Origin of the sequence: Cellulomonas xylanilytica (assembly GCF_007989805.1) — a bacterium.
In the GTDB taxonomy this organism is placed as follows: domain Bacteria; phylum Actinomycetota; class Actinomycetes; order Actinomycetales; family Cellulomonadaceae; genus Cellulomonas; species Cellulomonas xylanilytica.
On record NZ_BJUB01000001.1, the window covers coordinates 478835 to 494402 of the forward strand.

The following is a 15568-nucleotide window of genomic DNA, read 5'->3' on the forward strand; positions in this document are numbered from 1 at the left end:
TAGAAGGAGTCGAGATGAGCACCACGACGACGTATGGAGTCACCGGAATGACGTGCGGACACTGCGTCGCGACGGTCACCGAGGAGGTCCGCAAGGTCACCGGAGTGAAGGACGTGACGGTCGAGCTCGTCAACGGCGGAGAGTCGAAGGTCACCGTTGCCAGCGACGGCGAGGTCGACGTCAACGATGTCCGCGCCGCCGTCGACGAGGCCGGGTACGTCCTGATCGCCGCCTCCGCCTAATCGCGGTCGGCTCGCCGGGGCGAGGTACGTGCGCGCAGCCTCTGAGTGCATCGCATTCGGCGGCCACGACGCCCCCACGGCCCTCGCCAGGCGAGCCGACCCTCCACTGGACGTGTACTTCCGCCGCCCCCACGGCAACGCAGCAATCCTGAGGGCTTCAGGTGAGCGCGGCCTCGTGGTGATGGGAAGCCTCGTCGAGGTCACAGCGGTGTGGGAAGCCAGCCGGCTCGACTTGGGCTGATGCGGCAGCTCAGTGTCGGTGCCGCACGTGCTGCACGTCCGCCGACGACGTCATCGCCGGACCACCTGGCTGCAGGCTGGCCAAAACGAGCGTGGAAACGGTGCGCGGAGCCTCGGGGGACGCCATCCGTGACGCAGCGCGCAGGGCCTGGGCACAGTAGATGACGAGGTCGTCGACGGAGACGTCGCCGCGCACGTGACCGTCCCGCACTCCATCGGCCACCAGGTCGCGCAGGAGGACGTGGAGCTCGCGCTCGGCGCCCTGCATATGGTCAGCCGCGTGTAGCGCAGTCGCCGACTCTCCCAGCGCATGGCCTGAGGAGAGCACGGCGTATGTCTCGAGGACGTCGCGTAGCGCGATGTCCGTACTCCCGGCGCGTGCACGCACCTCGCGCAGCTGATCGAGGTGTGCGCGCACCTGCCGCTCGTGCCAGGCCAGCAAGATCTGCCGACTGTCGGAGAAGTACCGGTAGAGCGCTGCCCTGCCAATGCCAACGCGCTCGGCGACTGACGACATCGTCACCGCCGTCGGGCCTGCTTGTTCAAGGATCTCGCCCGCCGCGTCCAGAACCGAGTCGTGCACCGCGTGGCGGTGAGCGTCGATGGAGTCGCGCCAGAGGGAAGGCATCTCCGCATCCTACCGGCCCCGTGACACTACGTCTTCTATGTGACACTGTGTATCGCAAAACTCGAAGAGGAGCGTTCCATGGAAGTCACGCCCGGTTCGACCAGTTCCGATGCCTCGGGGAATGGTGTTCGCGCGCGCCCACCGACACCGCGATGGGTAAAGGCCCTCGCTGCGCTCGGTGCCGTTGCGGTCGTCCTGCTCGTCGCCGCTCTTCTGTTTGGCGGCGAGCACGGTCCCCAGCGCCACGGCTCACAAGGCGCCCTGTCAGTGCCGGCCGCTGGTCTATGGACATGACGATGTCTCCGGGACTGCGCAAGGCGGCGTTGTGCGTGCACATCAGCTGCTCGGTCGGCTGGACTGGAGCAGTCGTGACGTTCCTCGGTCTCGCGCTGATCGCCCTCACCACGCACGACGAGGTGACCGCACGCGCGATGTACGTGGCGATGGATGCGTTGGCTTGGACCGTTCTTGTGCCACTGGCCGTTGGCTCACTCGTCACCGGCCTCGTGCAGTCGCTGGGAACGGTGTGGGGACTGACCCGCCACTACTGGGTCGTCACCAAGCTAGTCATCACCCTGGTCGCCACCGTCGTACTGGTCCTCTACACGCAGACACTCGCAGGGCTGGCCAAGCTCGCGGCCGCCACCGGTCAGGAAGATCAAGCTCTGACGTCGGCGTCGCCGCTCGTGCACGTCGTCCTGGCCCTGCTGCTGCTCCTGGGTGCCACAGTGCTCTCCGTATTCAAGCCCAAGGGCCTGACCGCGCGGGGTTGGCGGCTGCAGCAGCAGGCGCGCTCCGCCTGATCGGGTCCGATGGATATGCACGCCGGCCCCGGCACGCGGCGGCGGTTGGTACGGCGCCTCAAGTCGGCCGGATGTCGCGAATCGCATCGCCTAGGGCCGAGACTGGTGACGTGAGTCTCGACCGCCCCGACTGGGATGCCATGGACTTCTCAGCCGCGCGCAGGCTTGCCGCCTCCGGGGCGCGGGTCGGAAGTTCGCTCATCGCACAGGATCGGACCGGCGCGGGCGCTCTTGCCTTGGTTCGTGACGAGAGAACGGGCTGGCTCGTTATCGTGCTGACGGACCTCCTGACGGGCCAGTCCTTCATCCCGACCGTTGTCGATGCCGCGGAGACCGAGACCCGCTTGCAGGGATCTGTCGCTGCGACCGATGGTCCGACACTTCACTACGTGGTCGCGCGAGCCGAATCGGTGGAGAGCCTCCGGATGCGAGTTCCCGATCGCGTGTGGGCAGTCCATGAGGCCAACGCAGAAGGCTGGGCGGTCGGATGTCTGTCAATCGACGACTCCTCCACGTGCCCCAGAGTCGAAATTCTGGCCGGGGGCGTTTGGATGACGTTCGACTAGCTGTGGCGGGGGAGGCTCGTTCTACGCAGGCGGACGCTTCGACCGGTTGATCAGCCGCGAGTCGAACGATCGGGGCATCGGCGCATGTCCCGGCCCTCCGGCGGCGAGCCACATCGCCAGGTCCTCGGTCAGCTCGTCCCCAGCTACTCTCTCGAGCCAGACAGGCCGCGCCACCCGGCCGCGAGATGATGCCGTCGGTCGAACGACGATGACGTCGCCGCGGTTGCACTCGTCGAGGCACTCCGACAGCGTCAAGCGGGTCACGCCGCGTGCTTCAAGTCGTCGCAGGCGCTCCAGCTGACCGCCGCTGGCGGTATCTGTGTCACCGAGTGTCTCGCCCACACAGAGGGAGCACGCGGTCAGGCCCGGGCTCACGGCCATACCGGATTCGTAGACGTGCTCACGGTCAACGGCGTCAGCCAACCCGGATGAACGTGGGGCTGGACTGCCAGATCTCTCGCACCTGGATCGTCTTGCCGGGACGCGGGGAGTCGATCTGGAGGTTGTCTCCGATGTAGATCGAGATGTGGCCCGGCGACCAGATCAGGTCCCCCGGCTGAGCGTCCGCCCGGGATACGACTGTGCCGGCGTTGCGCTGTGCCGACGAGGTGCGCGGCAGGGAGATGCCTACCTGAGCAAAGACGTAGGACGTGAAGCCGGAGCAATCGAAGCCGTCGGGCGTCGTGCCGCCTGCCACGTAGGGAACTCCGACGTACCGCATACCGATCTCGACGATCGCATTGCCGTTGGCGCTGGCCGGGAGCGCGACGGCGGGCGCAGATGACTCGGCAGGCGTTGCAGCGGCCGAGTCAGCGGGCGCCGCGGCAGCCGCCCGTTCGCGCGATCGCGAAGCAGGGGCAGGAACCTCCGGCACCGGAGGCGGTGGAGGCGCGACCGCAGTGACGGCCGGCACCTCAAAGGTCCATGCCACGTCCGTCGGGACGACCACCTGGGACGCGAGTGCGGCACGCGCAGGCTCGGTCAGCGCAGCGGTGTCCACCGACCCGAAGGCCCATGCTGATTCGGTGCTCTGGGCCGCATGGCTTGGGGTCCCGGCCATCGAGACCACGAGCCCGGACGTGAGCACGGCCGCCGCAGAGCGACGACCGGCCGTCGCCATCCCTTCGGCCGACGCTGCGGCGATGTCATCAAGCGCGGTCAATGAGCGGCCGGTGGCGCGGTGGCGCGCGGCGGAGCGAGCGAGCATGGAGCCTCCCTGACGCCTTCGAGGTGAGCTGTCGGGTTCGGGAGAGAGTCGCCCGGCCAGACGTGCTGGCTTCACCCCAAGGACGCCGGTTCGGCGTCCACGTTCTTGGTTCCCCCGTCCCTGCCATCACTGTTGCGGGCCCGCAGTGGTGGCAGGGCTCGGCGCCCAGCTGCGGGTGTGTCGGACGGTCGCCGACCCCGTGATCCTAAGGAGTGCGCCGGTCAGATCGGCCCGTCGGCCGGCAGACTTCATTGAACCTTCATCGTTGTCCCGCTGACCGGCTGTCGACACGCACGACAGATTGACCGCGGCCGGCGTGGCTCCTGACCGATCAGCCCATCCGGCAAACCCTGGTTGAGAGTGCGGACCGGTCATGCCCGGCAGTGGAGGCTCTTGAACGCCGATGCAACGATGGTCCCGTGGACGTGACGCTTCGCTACTTCGACGGATGCCCGAACTGGCGGCTGGCACAGCAGCGACTGCGGGCGGCGCTGGACTGCACCGGCCACGGGGACGTCGCGATCGTCCTCGAGCGTGTGGAGACCGCGGCCGACGCAGCGCGTGTCGGCTTCATCGGGTCGCCGACGATCCTCCTAGATGGTGTCGACCCTTTCGGCCGCCCGGGTGCGACTGGCTCGCTTAGCTGCCGGCTCTACTCGACGGCCGACGGGCTGGCAGGGTCGCCTTCTGTCGACCAGTTGGTCGAGGTGCTCTCATGACCGCGATCCCCGAGTCGCCGCTGGAGACGCTCGACGATCTGTGCTGGTGCTGCGGCGGCACCTTCGCACAGGACGCTCTGTGGCACCTTGGCGCGCATCCGGAAGTGGCGGTGTGTGCGGGTTGCGCTAGGTATCTGAGCCGGCGAGCGACCGAGGCCGCCGACCGTCGGCAGGCGTCAGCGGCAGGTCGCGGACGCGCCGTGGTCCGGCGCGTGCGCGCGTTCGTCGTGCAGCGTGGATGGCACGAACGTCGTGTGATCGGACCGGTCCTGAGCTGGATCGACCGATTCCTTCCCTGACGCGCAAGCACGGGGAAGGCGAGGGCCTCCGTGCCGCCAAGGCGGACTCGCATTCTGGATTCAGCAATAGACGTGCGTGTCGGGGGGCGGGTCTCTGGGCGCTCGAGGTCGCGACGTGTGCGGCGGTTCCACCGGAGGGTGGAGTACTCGGGTTGACGTCGAACTGCGTCGACGCACTCTTGGAGCCGGTCGAAACTGCGGGCTCTGCCGTCGTAGGAGTAGTTACGCGGGTGTGATCGCAGCGCTGAACTGCATTCACCAGACGAACAGTGGGGCGCCTTGGGGGCGCATGCCTGCCGGAAGAACGAGATGCTGCGGTCCGCAAGGTGCAGGCGGACTGCATGAAAAGTAGGCCGCGCCGATGCGGCGCGTGTCGGACCGTCCGCGTTGCTACTCGCGCGTAGCCTGCCCAGGGCCGCACCTAGACCGTCCTGTCCCCGAACCGGCCCTCACGCACATGTCGCTGTTCTCTCGCGGTACGCCAACTCCGTTCAGGTCGACGCCCACACCGGTGGCGATCACCGGTCTGCTGCGGCACCGGACGGGAGCCGTCTTTCTCGCCGCCGTCATCACGGTGACGGGCACAGGAGGGGCCAGCTACGCAGACGGCATCGACGACCGGCGTGCCGAGGCGGAACGCCGCAGCAGCGCGGCCGACCGTCGGGCCGAGGAGCTGGAAGCTTCCATCGAGGGCCTCAGCAGCGACCTCGGCCGGGCCGCGCTCGACCTGGAGGCGACCCAGGCGCGCTTGCCAGCCGCACAGGCCGAGCTCGAGGAGGCTCGCGTGGCGCTGGAGGCGACCCAGCGTGAGGCAGCCGCGGTCGCAAGTCGGCTCCAGGACGCGACGGATCTGCGGGGGAGCCTGGTCGCCACCATCGCCGCCGATCGTGCCGACGAGGAGGAGCTTCGCGAGGCCGTCGGGATGATGGCGAGGGAGGCCTACCGGGGTGCTCCGGGGGTCTCGCCCTTGGACGTGATACTCGACGCAGAGGACGCCACGGACTTCCTCGACAACGCACGCCTCGTCGACGCGGCGCTGCGCACGCAGGCGCGTGTCCTGGACGAGCTGCGCCAGGTCGACGCGAACAACCGCAACAGTGAGGCACGACTCGGCGCGGTCTCCGACCGCGTCGCGGAGCTGAAGGAGCAGGCGGAGGCCAACGTCGTCGCCGCCGAAGCCGCCCGGAAGGTTGCGGAATCGCGCGAGGACGAGATCGAGCGGCTCATCGCTGACCAGAGCGCCAAGCAGGAAGCAATTGCGTCGCTCAAGGCGCAGGCCGAGGCGGAGCAGTCCGAGATCGACGCCCAACGCGCGGCCATCGAGCGCGAGCTCGTTGCGATCATCGCTGAGCAGCGAGCCGCCCGTGAAGCCGCCGAGGCGGCGGCACGTGCCGCCGAGGCCGCCGCGCGTGCCGCTGCCGACGCCGCAGCGCGCGCAGCCGCCGAAGCAGCCGGCCGGGAACCGCCGCCGCCACCACCTGCTCCGGTTCCGGCGCCGCCACCGTCCGGCCCCGTGTCCGGAGCGCTGTTCGCCAACCCGACGTCGATCAACCCGATGTACATCACCTCCGAGTACGGGATGCGACTGCACCCGATCCTCGGCTACGTGCGCCTGCACGCCGGCATCGACCTCCGCACCGGGTGCAACACGCCCCTGTACGCCCCGCGCGACGCCACCGTGCTGTGGTCGCAGTGGCGCAACGGCTTCGGCAACCAGGTCATGCTCGACTACGGCACGGTCGAGGGGAATGCCGTCATGAGCAGCTCCAACCACCTCACCCGGTCGGTCGTCAGGGCGGGACAGGACGTGGGCAAGGGGCAGCTGATTGGCTACGCCGGCAACACGGGTCTCTCGGGCGCGTGCCATCTGCACTTCGAGGTCTACGTGAACGGTGCGACCGTGAACCCGCGACCTCTGCTGGGCCGCTGAGGGACAGCTCGAAGGGGAGGCCACCGCGCCGATGCCAAGAGCTGCACGAGCGCGTCTTGACGTCGCCCCGTGGGGCCGAGTTATCATCGTCGAATGGCGATGATAACTGCGGAATCCGATGCTGCCGCACCGGAGCTAGCCGCGCTGGACGCAGCCAGTTGCCTGTTCCGTGGGTTCGGCGACCGGTCCAGACTGGCGATCGTGCAGCACCTGTTGGGTGGCGAGCACCGGGTGGTCGACCTGACTCGGCACTTGGGTCTGGCGCAGTCCACGGTGAGCAAGCACCTGGCATGCCTCGTCGACTGCGCGGTCGTCGAAGTTCGGCCGCAGGGGCGAGCATCCGTGTACTCCCTAGCCCACCCCGCGCAGACGCTCGCTCTGCTGCGCGCCGCGGAGAATCTCTTGGCGGTCACCGGCGACGCTGTCACGCTGTGCCCCACCTTCGGTTCGACATCGGACCCGGCGATGGACGCCCGATGACGACACCTCGCCCGTCAGCGCCGACCTCCCGCTTGACCGACATGGACGTGGAGCGGCTTACGCGGCGCGGCCTCCGTCTTGCACAGTTCACCGTCGCGTACAACGTCGTCGAAGGCGCGGTAGCCATCACCGCGGGTGTTCTGGCGGGTCTGGTCTCGGTGATCGGGTTCGGCATCGACTCGGCGATCGAGTCCATCGCCGGCATCCTGGTCGCCCTTCGCCTGTCGGCGCGACTCCGCCACGGACACGCGGACGAGGCAAAGGAGAAGTTGGTCCTGCGACTGGTCGCGGTGACCTTCTTCGTCCTGGCCGGCTACGTTACCGTCGAGGGCGTACGCAGCCTCTTGGACGGCGAGGCGCCCGACAGCTCCCCGGTCGCCCTCGTCCTGCTGACCGCGTCGCTGATCGTGATGCCGCTGCTGGCAGCCGCCAAGCGTCGAGTGGGCCTCGCCCTGCGCGACAACCTGATCCTGGCCGATGCGGCCGAGACGAAGATCTGCGTCCTGCTGAGCATCTCCACCCTGATGGGGGTCGGGCTCTACGAGCTGACCGGTGCGGCGTGGCTCGATCCCGTCGCCGGGTTCGTCATTGCTGCGTTCGCCATCCACGAGGGCAAGGAAGCCTGGGAAGGAGAGCTCGTCGAGGATGACGACGATGACGACGATGACGGTGGCGGTGATGAGGGGCGGTGACGTCCTGACCGGCTTCACGCTTGTGCTGTTGACCACGGGCGTGGCGATCACGTTCGGTGTTCGCACCACGATGCAATGCCGGCGCACCGGATCGTCCGGGTTCAACGGCCTCACCGGCGTCCCTCTCGAAACGGTGGTCTGATGGGCCACGATCACGACCACAGTGCGGCCGGCGGTGGCGATCACCGCGCTCGACTCACGATCGCGTTCGCGATCAGCGCGGCGATCCTGCTCGCCCAGGCGGTCGGTGCGCTCATCACCGGCAGCCTCGCGCTGCTGGTCGACACGGCGCACATGCTGACCGACGTCGGTGGCCTGGCCCTCGCGCTGTTCGCGGCGAACCTGTCACTGCGCGCCGCTTCCTCCAAGCGCACCTGGGGCTTCCGCCGCGCTGAGGTACTCGCCGCCCTGGCCCAGTCGGCCGTGCTGCTCGCCGTCGGCGTCTACGTGCTCGTCGAAGGCGTCCGACGGCTGTCCAGACCACCGGAGATCGCCGCGGGCGAGCTGGTGATCTTCGGCATCATCGGCCTGGTCGGCAACCTCGCTGCGCTCCTGGTCCTCGCCGGGCGCCGATCGGCGAACTTCAACCTGCGCGCCGCGTTCCTCGAGGTCCTCAACGACGCCCTCGGCTCCGTGGCGGTCATCGTGGCCGCCATCGTCATCGCCACCACCGGCTGGCTGCAGGCCGACGCCGTCGCCGGCCTGGTGATCGGCGCCTTGATCCTTCCGCGGGCGATCAAGTTGCTACTGGAGACCGCCGCTGTCCTGCTCGAGTCGACCCCCGCCGGCCTCGACCTCGACGACGTGCGCCGACACCTGCTCGAGGTCGACCACGTGCGCGAGGTCCACGACCTGCACGCCTCCTTGATCGCCACTGGTTTGCCCGTGCTCAGTGCGCACGTCGTCGTGGAAGAAGGCTGCTTCAACGACGGCCACGCCGGTCGGATCCTCGACCAGCTCCAGGAGTGCCTCGCCACCCACTTCGACATCCCGGTCGAGCACTCCACCTTCCAGGTGGAACCAGCAGCGCATCGGAACCACGAGCACTCCAGCCACGCCTAAGAGAGGGCTTGACCTTCGACTCGGGTCGAAGGTTTACGGTCGCTGCATGAGCTACCGCATCGCAGAAGTCGCAGACCTCGTCGGGGTGCCCGCCACGACGCTGCGCTACTACGAGGACATCGGCCTGGTCGACCAGCCCGCCCGAGGCAGCAACGGGTACCGGTCCTACGACGACGCTGACCTCGCGCGGCTGCGGTTCATCACCGCGACCAAAAACCTCGGCATCCCGCTGGCCGACGTCGCCGAGCTGGTGCAGGCCTACGACGTCGAGGACTGCTCCACCGTCGCTCACCACGTCGTCGAGATGGTCGCCCTGCGCTTGGCCGAGACGCAGACACGCATCGGCGACCTCGTCGCGCTGGCCGCCCAGCTGCAGACCGTCTCCGCCCGACTCGACGCAGCTCCGGCCTCGGGTCCCTGCGGGGACGGGTGCCCGTGCACGACAGCAGCGCCCGAGCCGCTGGCCGACCGACGCACCTTCGTCCCGCTGACCCGCGCTCCGGCCGTCGCTGTGCCGGACGTGCCGCTGATCGCGTGCTCCCTCGACGCCGGGGCGGTGCCGGACCGCATCTCCGACTGGCAGGCGCTGGTCGCCCGCGCCGTCAAGCGCGAGCCGATCGCCGACGGCGTTGCTCTCAAGTTCGTCGCCTCGCCCGAGTTGGTCGTCGAAGTCGCTCGGCTCGCCGCCGCCGAGCAAGACTGCTGCACGTTCTTCACCTTCACCCTGACGATGACCACCGGCCACGTCCGCCTCGAAGTCGAGGCGCCCGGGGAAGCTGCCGACGTGGTCGCGGCGATGTTCGGCACCGCTGCCTGAAATCCGCACGTTCGACTCGACCGGTATCCGCACAGTTCCGGCCGCGATCCGCCCTGCCCGAGACCCACCGAGGAGCCGCCATGAGCACCCCGACCACCCACGACCACGCGACCACCACCCCCACGACCAGCAACAAGAAGAAGGGCGTCCTGGCCGGCATCGGGATTGCCGCGGCGTGCGCCCTGGCCTGCTCGCTGCCCCTGATCGCCGCCGGCGGGCTCGCCGCCGGGCTGGGGGCGTTCCTTGCCGGCGGGGAGGCCGTCGCGCTCGGGGTGGTCGTGCTCGTCGGTGCGCTGGTCGGGACCGGGCTCTGGATCCGTCGGCGACGTCGGGCCGCCGCGGTGACCGCCTGCAACACCGGTTGCGGCTGCGGCGGAGGCTGCTGACCACGCCCGGACTCGCCACGACCTCGCCGAAAGGACCCACCATGACGACGGCCATCACCCGCCAGGAGCTGGTGCGCGCGATGAGCGAGGGCAGCATCACTCTCGTTGAGGCGCTGCCCGCAGCGCACTACGACGCTGAGCACCTGCCCGGCGCCATCAACGTCCCTGGCCGCCAGGTCACCGCCCAGGACGCAGCCCGCATAGTCCCCGACCTGCACCGGACGGTGGTCGTGTACTGCTCTGGTCCTGGATGCGGCCGCTCGAAGATCACCGCGGCGGCGCTCACCGACCTCGGCTACACCGACGTGCGCGTGTATGTCGGCGGCAAGGCCGACTGGTTCAGCGCCGGTCTCCCGATGGAACGCACCGCAGCCGCGAGCTGACGGGCGAGACTGCTCCCATGACCCTGCTGCGCTCCTTCCTTCTCTTCGTTGTCGCGGCCCTCGCTGAGATCGGCGGAGCATGGCTGATCTGGCAGGGCGTGCGAGATCACCGCGGTGTGCTGTGGATCGGTGCGGGCGTAGTCGCCCTCGGCGCGTACGGGTTCATCGCCACACTGCAGCCCGACGCGAACTTTGGCCGGATCCTGGCCGCGTACGGCGGGATCTTCGTCGCCGGCTCTCTCGCTTGGGGCATGGCCGTCGACAAGTTCCAGCCCGACCGTTGGGACATCATCGGCGCCGCGATCTGCCTCCTTGGGGTCGCCGTGATCATGTACGCGCCGCGCACCTGAGCCCCGGTTAGGCCGGTGTCGCGCGGTGGTGACATAGCCGTTGAGGAAGGTCAGCATCACGAGGGTGTCCATGTCGTTCTCCGTTCGGGTGATCAGCTCAGAAGGATCCGCACGAAGGCGGGGTAGCCGAGCAGGGCCATGAAGCACAGGCCGAGCAGGGAGACGGGGACGACCATGTGCTCAGAGGCGGCGTTCGCCTTCGCGGTCGAGGTGGCGAGCAGCTGGTTGCGCAGGGAGGCAGCGCGGGCGCGCAGGGTGGAGTAGACGGCGGCGCCGTCCTGGCCGGCGATGCGGATGATGTCGGCCAGGTCGCCGAGCTCCGTGACACCGGTCGTTGCCGCGAGCTGGGTCAGACCGGTCCACGACGGGTCGCCGCCGAGCTCTGCGCGCAGGAGTGCGTCGCGGATGCGGGCGAACTCGGCGGATCCGCCGATCGCGGCAGCGCGGTCGAGCGCTTCGGTGGGTCCGGCGTCGGCGATGCGCTCCATCGCGACCAGCTCGAGGAAGACGCAGGTAGCCGCACGCATGGAGGCCCGGGCCGCCGTGGCTTGAGTGCGAAGGCTCAGGTCCGGCAGCAGGAAGAACACGCCTCCCAGCACCAGCCCGGCAATGGCGGGGACGGCGAACGGCAGGTGGACGCCGGCTGCCAGCAGGAGGGTGGCCATCAAGGCTGGGAAGACTAGACCGAGCATGCCGTACCCGATCTTGCGGGCGGCGAGGTCCTCGGGCTGTTGGTTCAGCATGTTGAGGTCTGCGCCGTACCGGCGCAGCCCGAACGTCTGAACGGCCTGCGGCAGCACCGCTCGCCGGACCCCGTCGAGGCGCCCGGGCACGCCTTCTGGGGCCACGGTGGCGACGGCACCGTTCGCAGGCAGGAGTCGTTCGACGGCGGCCGCCAGGTCGGGGCGCGTCGGTGTCGCACCGGCGATGGTGACGACGATCCCGCCGCCGACGAGGGCCCCGGCAAGCAGCACGATCCACGTCGTCATGAGGCACCCCCGGTGCCGACGTCGTGTCGTGTCAGGAAGCGAGGTTCCGGTGGGGTGAGGGTCAGGGCTCGGATCCACAGAAGGCATCCCGCGAACGCTGCCGCGATGACGGCCAGGACGAGCTGGCCCAGGCCGTCGCCGTAGGGCTGCAGGTAGGTGCCGTTGAGCATCAGCAGGCCGGCGACAACGAGCGTGATCAGAGTGACCAGGCGCGCGGTGGAGCGGGGTCGGGCGCGTTCGGCCTCCACCTTGCGCCGCACGGCCACTTCATCTGCGACCGAGCCGGCCACGGCGGTCAACACCCCCGACAGACCAGGTCCGCGGCGGCGCGAGGCCAGCAGCAGCGAGGCGACGACGAAATCCCCGGCGGCGTCGTTCAGATCGTCGGCGAAGGCGCGCAGAGCCTGATCGGTCGGCCACCTGGCGGAGATCCGTGCGACCAGCGCTCCGACGTCCTGAGTCAACGGCGGAGGGCACGTGGTGGCGGAGGCAAGGATTCCTTGCTCGAGACCCACTCCCGTAGCCAGGACGTCGGCCAGGCGGCGGGTCCACTCCTCGATGGCCTCGACTCGATCGATCGCGCGCGCGGCGACCTTCGCCGAGCCGAGCAGGTACGGGAGTCCGATCACGGCGGCCACGACGATGAGCGCTGCGACCGGCCACTGGGTGACCGCCCAACCCAGCAGCCCGGCAGCTGCCGCGAGTGGCCACCGCCAGCGACCCCACCATCCGTCCACCGAACGCCGTGAACGGGTGCGTCGCACTCGAACGGTCTCGGCTTCGACTCGCTGCAGCCCCAGCGAGGCGACCAGTACCCCGGCAACGAGTAGGGCACCGCTGAGGGCGGCGAGCACCGGAGTCATGGCCGGGCTCCGAGCGGAAGCGTCCACGTGCCATTGCGCTGGTCCAGTAGCGAAGGGTCGAAGCCGACGCGGACGAGCTCGGGCAGGCACTGTGGCCGGTGCAGGGGGACCGCCCGACCGTCGGATCCGGGTCCGAAGACCGTCGTGTTGGCTGGACGGTTTGTCTCCCCGAGGCCGACGATCTCCACGACCTGCGACACGAACCGGTGCCGCCGTCCGCCCGTCGACGTGTCATCGATGAGCTCGATGTGCACGAAGAGGTCGACCGACCCGGCCAGTAGCCGGTAGGCGAACGTGTCGGTCATCGAGACTCCGGCGGACAGGCACAGCGTCACGATGCGGTCCACGGCGTGCTGGGCGGAGCGGGAGTGCACGGTGCACAGCGATCCGTCGCCGGTCGACATCGCCTCGAGCATCGGCAGGACCTCGGGGCCCCTGACCTCCCCGACGATGATCCGGCGCAAGTTCAACCGCAGCGCATCGACGACGAGGTCCGACAGCGTGATCTCTCCGGCGCGCCGACCGGCCGCGTCCCTCTCCGCGGAACCCTCGCGGGCCTCCAGGGCCACGACCCGGGGATGGCGGTGGGGCAGGTCGTGCAGGTGGAGCTCGTACTCCTTCTCGATGGTGGCAAATCGCTCCATCGGGGCGAACTCGTTGGCCAATGCGCGGATCAGGGTCGTCTTGCCCGCGTTCTGCAGCCCCGTGACCACCACGTTCTTTCCGGCCCGCACGGCTGCCCGCAGGAACTGCGCCAGCACGCTGTCGAGGGTGCCGAGGTCAATGAGGTCGTCGAGGTCGACGTCGCGAACGCGGTGCCGGCGAATCACGACGTGTGGTTTAGGGGTTGTCCAAGCCACTGCCGCGAGGCGTGACCCATCCTCGAGACGCAGGTGCAGTGCCGGGTGGGCGGAGGAGAACGTCCGCTCCGCATTGCCGGTGCGAGCGGCGAGCAGCTGCAGGATCTCGATCAACTCGGCGTCCGAGTCGGCGATGGGTGGAACCCGTTCGTCGCGTCCATCGGCGTAGGACACCCAGACGGTGTCGTACCCGTCGACCTCGATGTTCTCCACCGTCGGGTCCTCGATCAGAGGCTGCAACCGGCCGAGACCGAACAGCGCCGCCATCACTGCGCGCGAGGTAGCCATCTCCGTGTCGATGGGCCATGGATCCTCCCCCCGGCGCACGCGCTCCCGCCCTCTTTCGGACAGCTCCGCAGCGACCAGGGAGCGCGCGAGCTCGCGGCGCGCTGCGGGTGAGTCGACATGCTGGGCCTGCAGTCGTTCCGCCAAGCGGTCCGCGACCGTTCGGCGGACGTCGCGCACCACCGACAGATCGGGCGCCGGGAGGACTGGGCCGGCCGCGTTCGCCACATGCGTCGCTGTCGGACCTGAGCCATTCGTGGACGCTCCGAGGCGGATGGTCTCGTCCAGCCCAGTCACGACGACACCGCCAGGGACGGGGACGGCGCCAGTTCGGCCAACCGCTCGATGACGCCACGGATCGACCGCAGCAACGGGGACCTGTCGAATCGCCATCCTTGGGCGCCACCGGTTGCTAGCGCGGACGCCGCCCATTGGTCTCGCGCGACGGAGACGGCGCAACCCGCACGCAGCGCGGTCGCGACTTCGACGGGGGAGTAACCGTCCCCGATCACCATTGCCACGGGTGCGATGCGCGCCCCACGGGCCTCCTGCAGCGTCAGCACAGCTGCGGCCGCGGGCACGACGGAGGCGAGATCCGGCCGCACGGCGACGGCGACGACATCGGCGCCGACCAGGAGCGGGGTGGGCTCGTAGCGATGGCCCACCCGGCCGACATCGATCACCACGTCGATGCCTACCCTTCCGAGGTCGCGGGTGGCGTCGACCAAGGCGTTCCACATCGCAGCGAGGGGGCGGGCCTGCCTCGGATCCGCAATACCCGCCAAGACCATGCGCGTAGAGCCTGCATCGATGGCCACGGAGCACTCGATGATCTGTTCGACCGACAGCGGGCCGCGATTCACCGCGAGCGCCACCGTTCCGCCTGCGGCAGGCACACTGCCGTGGAGGTACCCCGTGAGCAGCCCGGAGCCGGCTGGGTCTGCGTCGACCAACAGCACGCGGCGATCCGGATGAACCAATGGCCACACCCAGGTCATCGCGAGCGCCGTCGTGGTCACTCCAGGCGCGCCGTGGGTGGAGCACACGGCCACGACGCTCACTTCGCACCTTGAGCAGGGACCACGACAAGCGCGAAGCGGCCGGTCGCCGCCCGCATGGCCACCGCCGGCCCGTCCTCCACGTCGGTCATCACGTCGACGATCACCAGGCCGTTGATATCCGGAACACCGACGCGCACGACCGTCGCCGACAAGGACAGCGGTTCTTCCGGCACCGGATCAGCTCCTTGCGGCGGCGCATCCACGATCCCGAGATGCTCACCTGCCGTGAGGCCTCCCGCGGGCATCTTCTCGACCGTCAACGGCAGGGGCACGAGCACCTCGCCTGGCTGTACAACCCCGGTCGTTGTGACTTCCGCGGGAGAGAGCAACGACCCCTTCGCAAGGACCGTGGCGGCCGTCTGTCCGACGACATCGCGAAGGTCCCTGGCGGAAACCGTCGCAACCGTTGCCTCGACCGAGACGGCGGCGGTTGTCAGGTCGTCACGGGTGATGGTGGAGCCGTACGGGACGTCTCGGGCAAGGACGACAACGTCGACCCGCTGTCCGGAGCTCGACACCAGCCACACCGCGGCCAACGCACCGATCACGGCCATCGCCACACCGGCCACGACGAGTGCCGGCCTGCGTCGCCCTCGCGGTGCGACGACGTTCGGCGCGCGGAGGGCAGCGCCAGCGGACCCGTTCACCTTCGCCTTCTCACTCGTCGCCGTCATGGCAACCTCCCCCTGCAAGGCGGGCGCGCCGC

At 69.2% G+C, this 15568-nt stretch carries 21 protein-coding genes and 1 riboswitch; of the genes, 14 read left to right on the top strand and 7 right to left on the bottom strand.

From position 1 onward, the window contains the following. The first annotated feature begins 14 nt into the window (after nt 1-14). Entirely contained in the window at nt 15-242 is a 228-nt protein-coding gene (locus tag CXY01_RS02020) for a heavy-metal-associated domain-containing protein (protein ID WP_146925373.1), read from the top strand. Between the two features lie 250 nt (nt 243-492). Here CXY01_RS02020 and CXY01_RS02025 read toward each other — a convergent pair whose 3' ends face one another. Beyond that, nucleotides 493-1110, bottom strand: a complete 618-nt coding sequence (locus CXY01_RS02025) for a TetR/AcrR family transcriptional regulator (protein WP_146925374.1) — start codon at nt 1108-1110, stop codon at nt 493-495. 368 nt (nt 1111-1478) lie between these two features. Between CXY01_RS02025 and CXY01_RS02035 the strand changes: the two genes are divergently transcribed. Further along, nucleotides 1479-1913, top strand: a complete 435-nt coding sequence (locus CXY01_RS02035) for a DUF2269 domain-containing protein (protein WP_246124939.1) — start codon at nt 1479-1481, stop codon at nt 1911-1913. A gap of 110 nt (nt 1914-2023) precedes the next feature. After that, nucleotides 2024-2479 carry a hypothetical protein gene (locus CXY01_RS02040; RefSeq protein WP_146925376.1) on the top strand — a complete coding sequence of 152 codons (456 nt, stop codon included), beginning with the start codon at nt 2024-2026 and terminating at the stop codon, nt 2477-2479. A gap of 415 nt (nt 2480-2894) precedes the next feature. Here CXY01_RS02040 and CXY01_RS02050 read toward each other — a convergent pair whose 3' ends face one another. Then, a complete protein-coding gene (locus tag CXY01_RS02050; protein WP_146925378.1) occupies nt 2895-3686 on the bottom strand; it encodes a C40 family peptidase in 792 nt (263 codons plus the stop codon). After that, a riboswitch (cyclic di-AMP (ydaO/yuaA leader) is annotated at nt 3685-3837 on the bottom strand. It overlaps the preceding gene by 2 nt. A gap of 268 nt (nt 3838-4105) precedes the next feature. Here CXY01_RS02050 and CXY01_RS02055 point away from each other — a divergent pair. The 11 genes from CXY01_RS02055 (at nt 4106) to CXY01_RS02105 (ending at nt 10804) form a co-directional block, all read left to right on the top strand. Then, nucleotides 4106-4405: a thioredoxin family protein gene (locus CXY01_RS02055; RefSeq protein ID WP_146925379.1), complete on the top strand. Its 300-nt coding sequence runs from the start codon at nt 4106-4108 to the stop codon at nt 4403-4405. Next, complete coding sequence (locus CXY01_RS02060) at nt 4402-4704, top strand: hypothetical protein (RefSeq protein WP_146925380.1); 303 nt, start codon at nt 4402-4404, stop codon at nt 4702-4704. Before CXY01_RS02055 ends, CXY01_RS02060 begins: the two co-directional genes overlap by 4 nt. A 511-nt stretch (nt 4705-5215) precedes the next feature. After that, on the top strand, nt 5216-6634 hold the full coding sequence (locus CXY01_RS02065; RefSeq protein ID WP_246124940.1) for a M23 family metallopeptidase: 1419 nt from the start codon (nt 5216-5218) through the stop codon (nt 6632-6634). 93 nt (nt 6635-6727) lie between these two features. Beyond that, the gene (locus CXY01_RS02070; protein WP_246124941.1) at nt 6728-7114 is read left to right on the top strand and encodes an ArsR/SmtB family transcription factor; all 387 of its coding nucleotides are present in this window, start codon (nt 6728-6730) and stop codon (nt 7112-7114) included. Nucleotides 7115-7155: 41 nt separating this feature from the next. Beyond that, nucleotides 7156-7806 carry a cation diffusion facilitator family transporter gene (locus CXY01_RS02075; RefSeq protein ID WP_246124969.1) on the top strand — a complete coding sequence of 217 codons (651 nt, stop codon included), beginning with the start codon at nt 7156-7158 and terminating at the stop codon, nt 7804-7806. After that, nucleotides 7769-7948 carry a hypothetical protein gene (locus CXY01_RS02080; RefSeq protein ID WP_146925383.1) on the top strand — a complete coding sequence of 60 codons (180 nt, stop codon included), beginning with the start codon at nt 7769-7771 and terminating at the stop codon, nt 7946-7948. The genes CXY01_RS02075 and CXY01_RS02080 overlap by 38 nt, the downstream gene beginning before the upstream one ends. After that, a complete protein-coding gene (locus CXY01_RS02085; RefSeq protein WP_146925384.1) occupies nt 7948-8868 on the top strand; it encodes a cation diffusion facilitator family transporter in 921 nt (306 codons plus the stop codon). The genes CXY01_RS02080 and CXY01_RS02085 overlap by 1 nt, the downstream gene beginning before the upstream one ends. A 46-nt stretch (nt 8869-8914) precedes the next feature. Further along, a complete protein-coding gene (locus CXY01_RS02090) occupies nt 8915-9685 on the top strand; it encodes a MerR family transcriptional regulator (protein ID WP_146925385.1) in 771 nt (256 codons plus the stop codon). Between the two features lie 80 nt (nt 9686-9765). Next, a complete protein-coding gene (merT, locus tag CXY01_RS02095) occupies nt 9766-10071 on the top strand; it encodes a mercuric ion transporter MerT (protein ID WP_146925386.1) in 306 nt (101 codons plus the stop codon). A gap of 41 nt (nt 10072-10112) precedes the next feature. Next, the gene (locus CXY01_RS02100; RefSeq protein ID WP_146925387.1) at nt 10113-10454 is read left to right on the top strand and encodes a rhodanese-like domain-containing protein; all 342 of its coding nucleotides are present in this window, start codon (nt 10113-10115) and stop codon (nt 10452-10454) included. Between the two features lie 17 nt (nt 10455-10471). Beyond that, nucleotides 10472-10804 (top strand): YnfA family protein, encoded by a 333-nt coding sequence (locus CXY01_RS02105; protein ID WP_146925388.1) that lies wholly within the window; start codon nt 10472-10474, stop codon nt 10802-10804. A gap of 92 nt (nt 10805-10896) precedes the next feature. Here the strand turns inward: CXY01_RS02105 and CXY01_RS02110 are convergent, their stop codons facing one another. From CXY01_RS02110 to CXY01_RS02130, 5 genes are read right to left on the bottom strand one after another with little or no spacing between them, the layout of a single operon-like run. After that, nucleotides 10897-11793, bottom strand: a complete 897-nt coding sequence (locus CXY01_RS02110; RefSeq protein ID WP_146925389.1) for a type II secretion system F family protein — start codon at nt 11791-11793, stop codon at nt 10897-10899. Beyond that, complete coding sequence (locus CXY01_RS02115; RefSeq protein ID WP_146925390.1) at nt 11790-12656, bottom strand: type II secretion system F family protein; 867 nt, start codon at nt 12654-12656, stop codon at nt 11790-11792. The genes CXY01_RS02110 and CXY01_RS02115 overlap by 4 nt, the downstream gene beginning before the upstream one ends. Beyond that, a complete protein-coding gene (locus tag CXY01_RS02120; protein WP_222594468.1) occupies nt 12653-14098 on the bottom strand; it encodes a TadA family conjugal transfer-associated ATPase in 1446 nt (481 codons plus the stop codon). The genes CXY01_RS02115 and CXY01_RS02120 overlap by 4 nt, the downstream gene beginning before the upstream one ends. Next, nucleotides 14095-14862, bottom strand: coding sequence for a ParA family protein (locus tag CXY01_RS02125; protein WP_146925392.1), 768 nt, complete (start codon nt 14860-14862; stop codon nt 14095-14097). The genes CXY01_RS02120 and CXY01_RS02125 overlap by 4 nt, the downstream gene beginning before the upstream one ends. Continuing rightward, the gene (locus CXY01_RS02130) at nt 14859-15536 is read right to left on the bottom strand and encodes an SAF domain-containing protein (RefSeq protein ID WP_146925393.1); all 678 of its coding nucleotides are present in this window, start codon (nt 15534-15536) and stop codon (nt 14859-14861) included. The genes CXY01_RS02125 and CXY01_RS02130 overlap by 4 nt, the downstream gene beginning before the upstream one ends. Nucleotides 15537-15568 lie beyond the last annotated feature (32 nt).

Bases quoted from the DNA above. Each gene is read 5' to 3' on its own strand.
- CXY01_RS02020 (WP_146925373.1), top strand. From the start codon at position 15: ATGAGCACCACGACGACGTATGGAGTCACCGGAATGACGTGCGGACAC.
- CXY01_RS02025 (WP_146925374.1), bottom strand. From the start codon at position 1,110: ATGCCTTCCCTCTGGCGCGACTCCATCGACGCTCACCGCCACGCGGTG.
- CXY01_RS02050 (WP_146925378.1), bottom strand. From the start codon at position 3,686: ATGCTCGCTCGCTCCGCCGCGCGCCACCGCGCCACCGGCCGCTCATTG.
- CXY01_RS02060 (WP_146925380.1), top strand. From the start codon at position 4,402: ATGACCGCGATCCCCGAGTCGCCGCTGGAGACGCTCGACGATCTGTGC.
- CXY01_RS02070 (WP_246124941.1), top strand. From the start codon at position 6,728: ATGGCGATGATAACTGCGGAATCCGATGCTGCCGCACCGGAGCTAGCC.
- CXY01_RS02075 (WP_246124969.1), top strand. From the start codon at position 7,156: ATGGACGTGGAGCGGCTTACGCGGCGCGGCCTCCGTCTTGCACAGTTC.
- CXY01_RS02080 (WP_146925383.1), top strand. From the start codon at position 7,769: ATGACGACGATGACGGTGGCGGTGATGAGGGGCGGTGACGTCCTGACC.
- CXY01_RS02085 (WP_146925384.1), top strand. From the start codon at position 7,948: ATGGGCCACGATCACGACCACAGTGCGGCCGGCGGTGGCGATCACCGC.
- CXY01_RS02090 (WP_146925385.1), top strand. From the start codon at position 8,915: ATGAGCTACCGCATCGCAGAAGTCGCAGACCTCGTCGGGGTGCCCGCC.
- merT (WP_146925386.1), top strand. From the start codon at position 9,766: ATGAGCACCCCGACCACCCACGACCACGCGACCACCACCCCCACGACC.
- CXY01_RS02100 (WP_146925387.1), top strand. From the start codon at position 10,113: ATGACGACGGCCATCACCCGCCAGGAGCTGGTGCGCGCGATGAGCGAG.
- CXY01_RS02105 (WP_146925388.1), top strand. From the start codon at position 10,472: ATGACCCTGCTGCGCTCCTTCCTTCTCTTCGTTGTCGCGGCCCTCGCT.
- CXY01_RS02110 (WP_146925389.1), bottom strand. From the start codon at position 11,793: ATGACGACGTGGATCGTGCTGCTTGCCGGGGCCCTCGTCGGCGGCGGG.
- CXY01_RS02115 (WP_146925390.1), bottom strand. From the start codon at position 12,656: ATGACTCCGGTGCTCGCCGCCCTCAGCGGTGCCCTACTCGTTGCCGGG.
- CXY01_RS02130 (WP_146925393.1), bottom strand. From the start codon at position 15,536: ATGACGGCGACGAGTGAGAAGGCGAAGGTGAACGGGTCCGCTGGCGCT.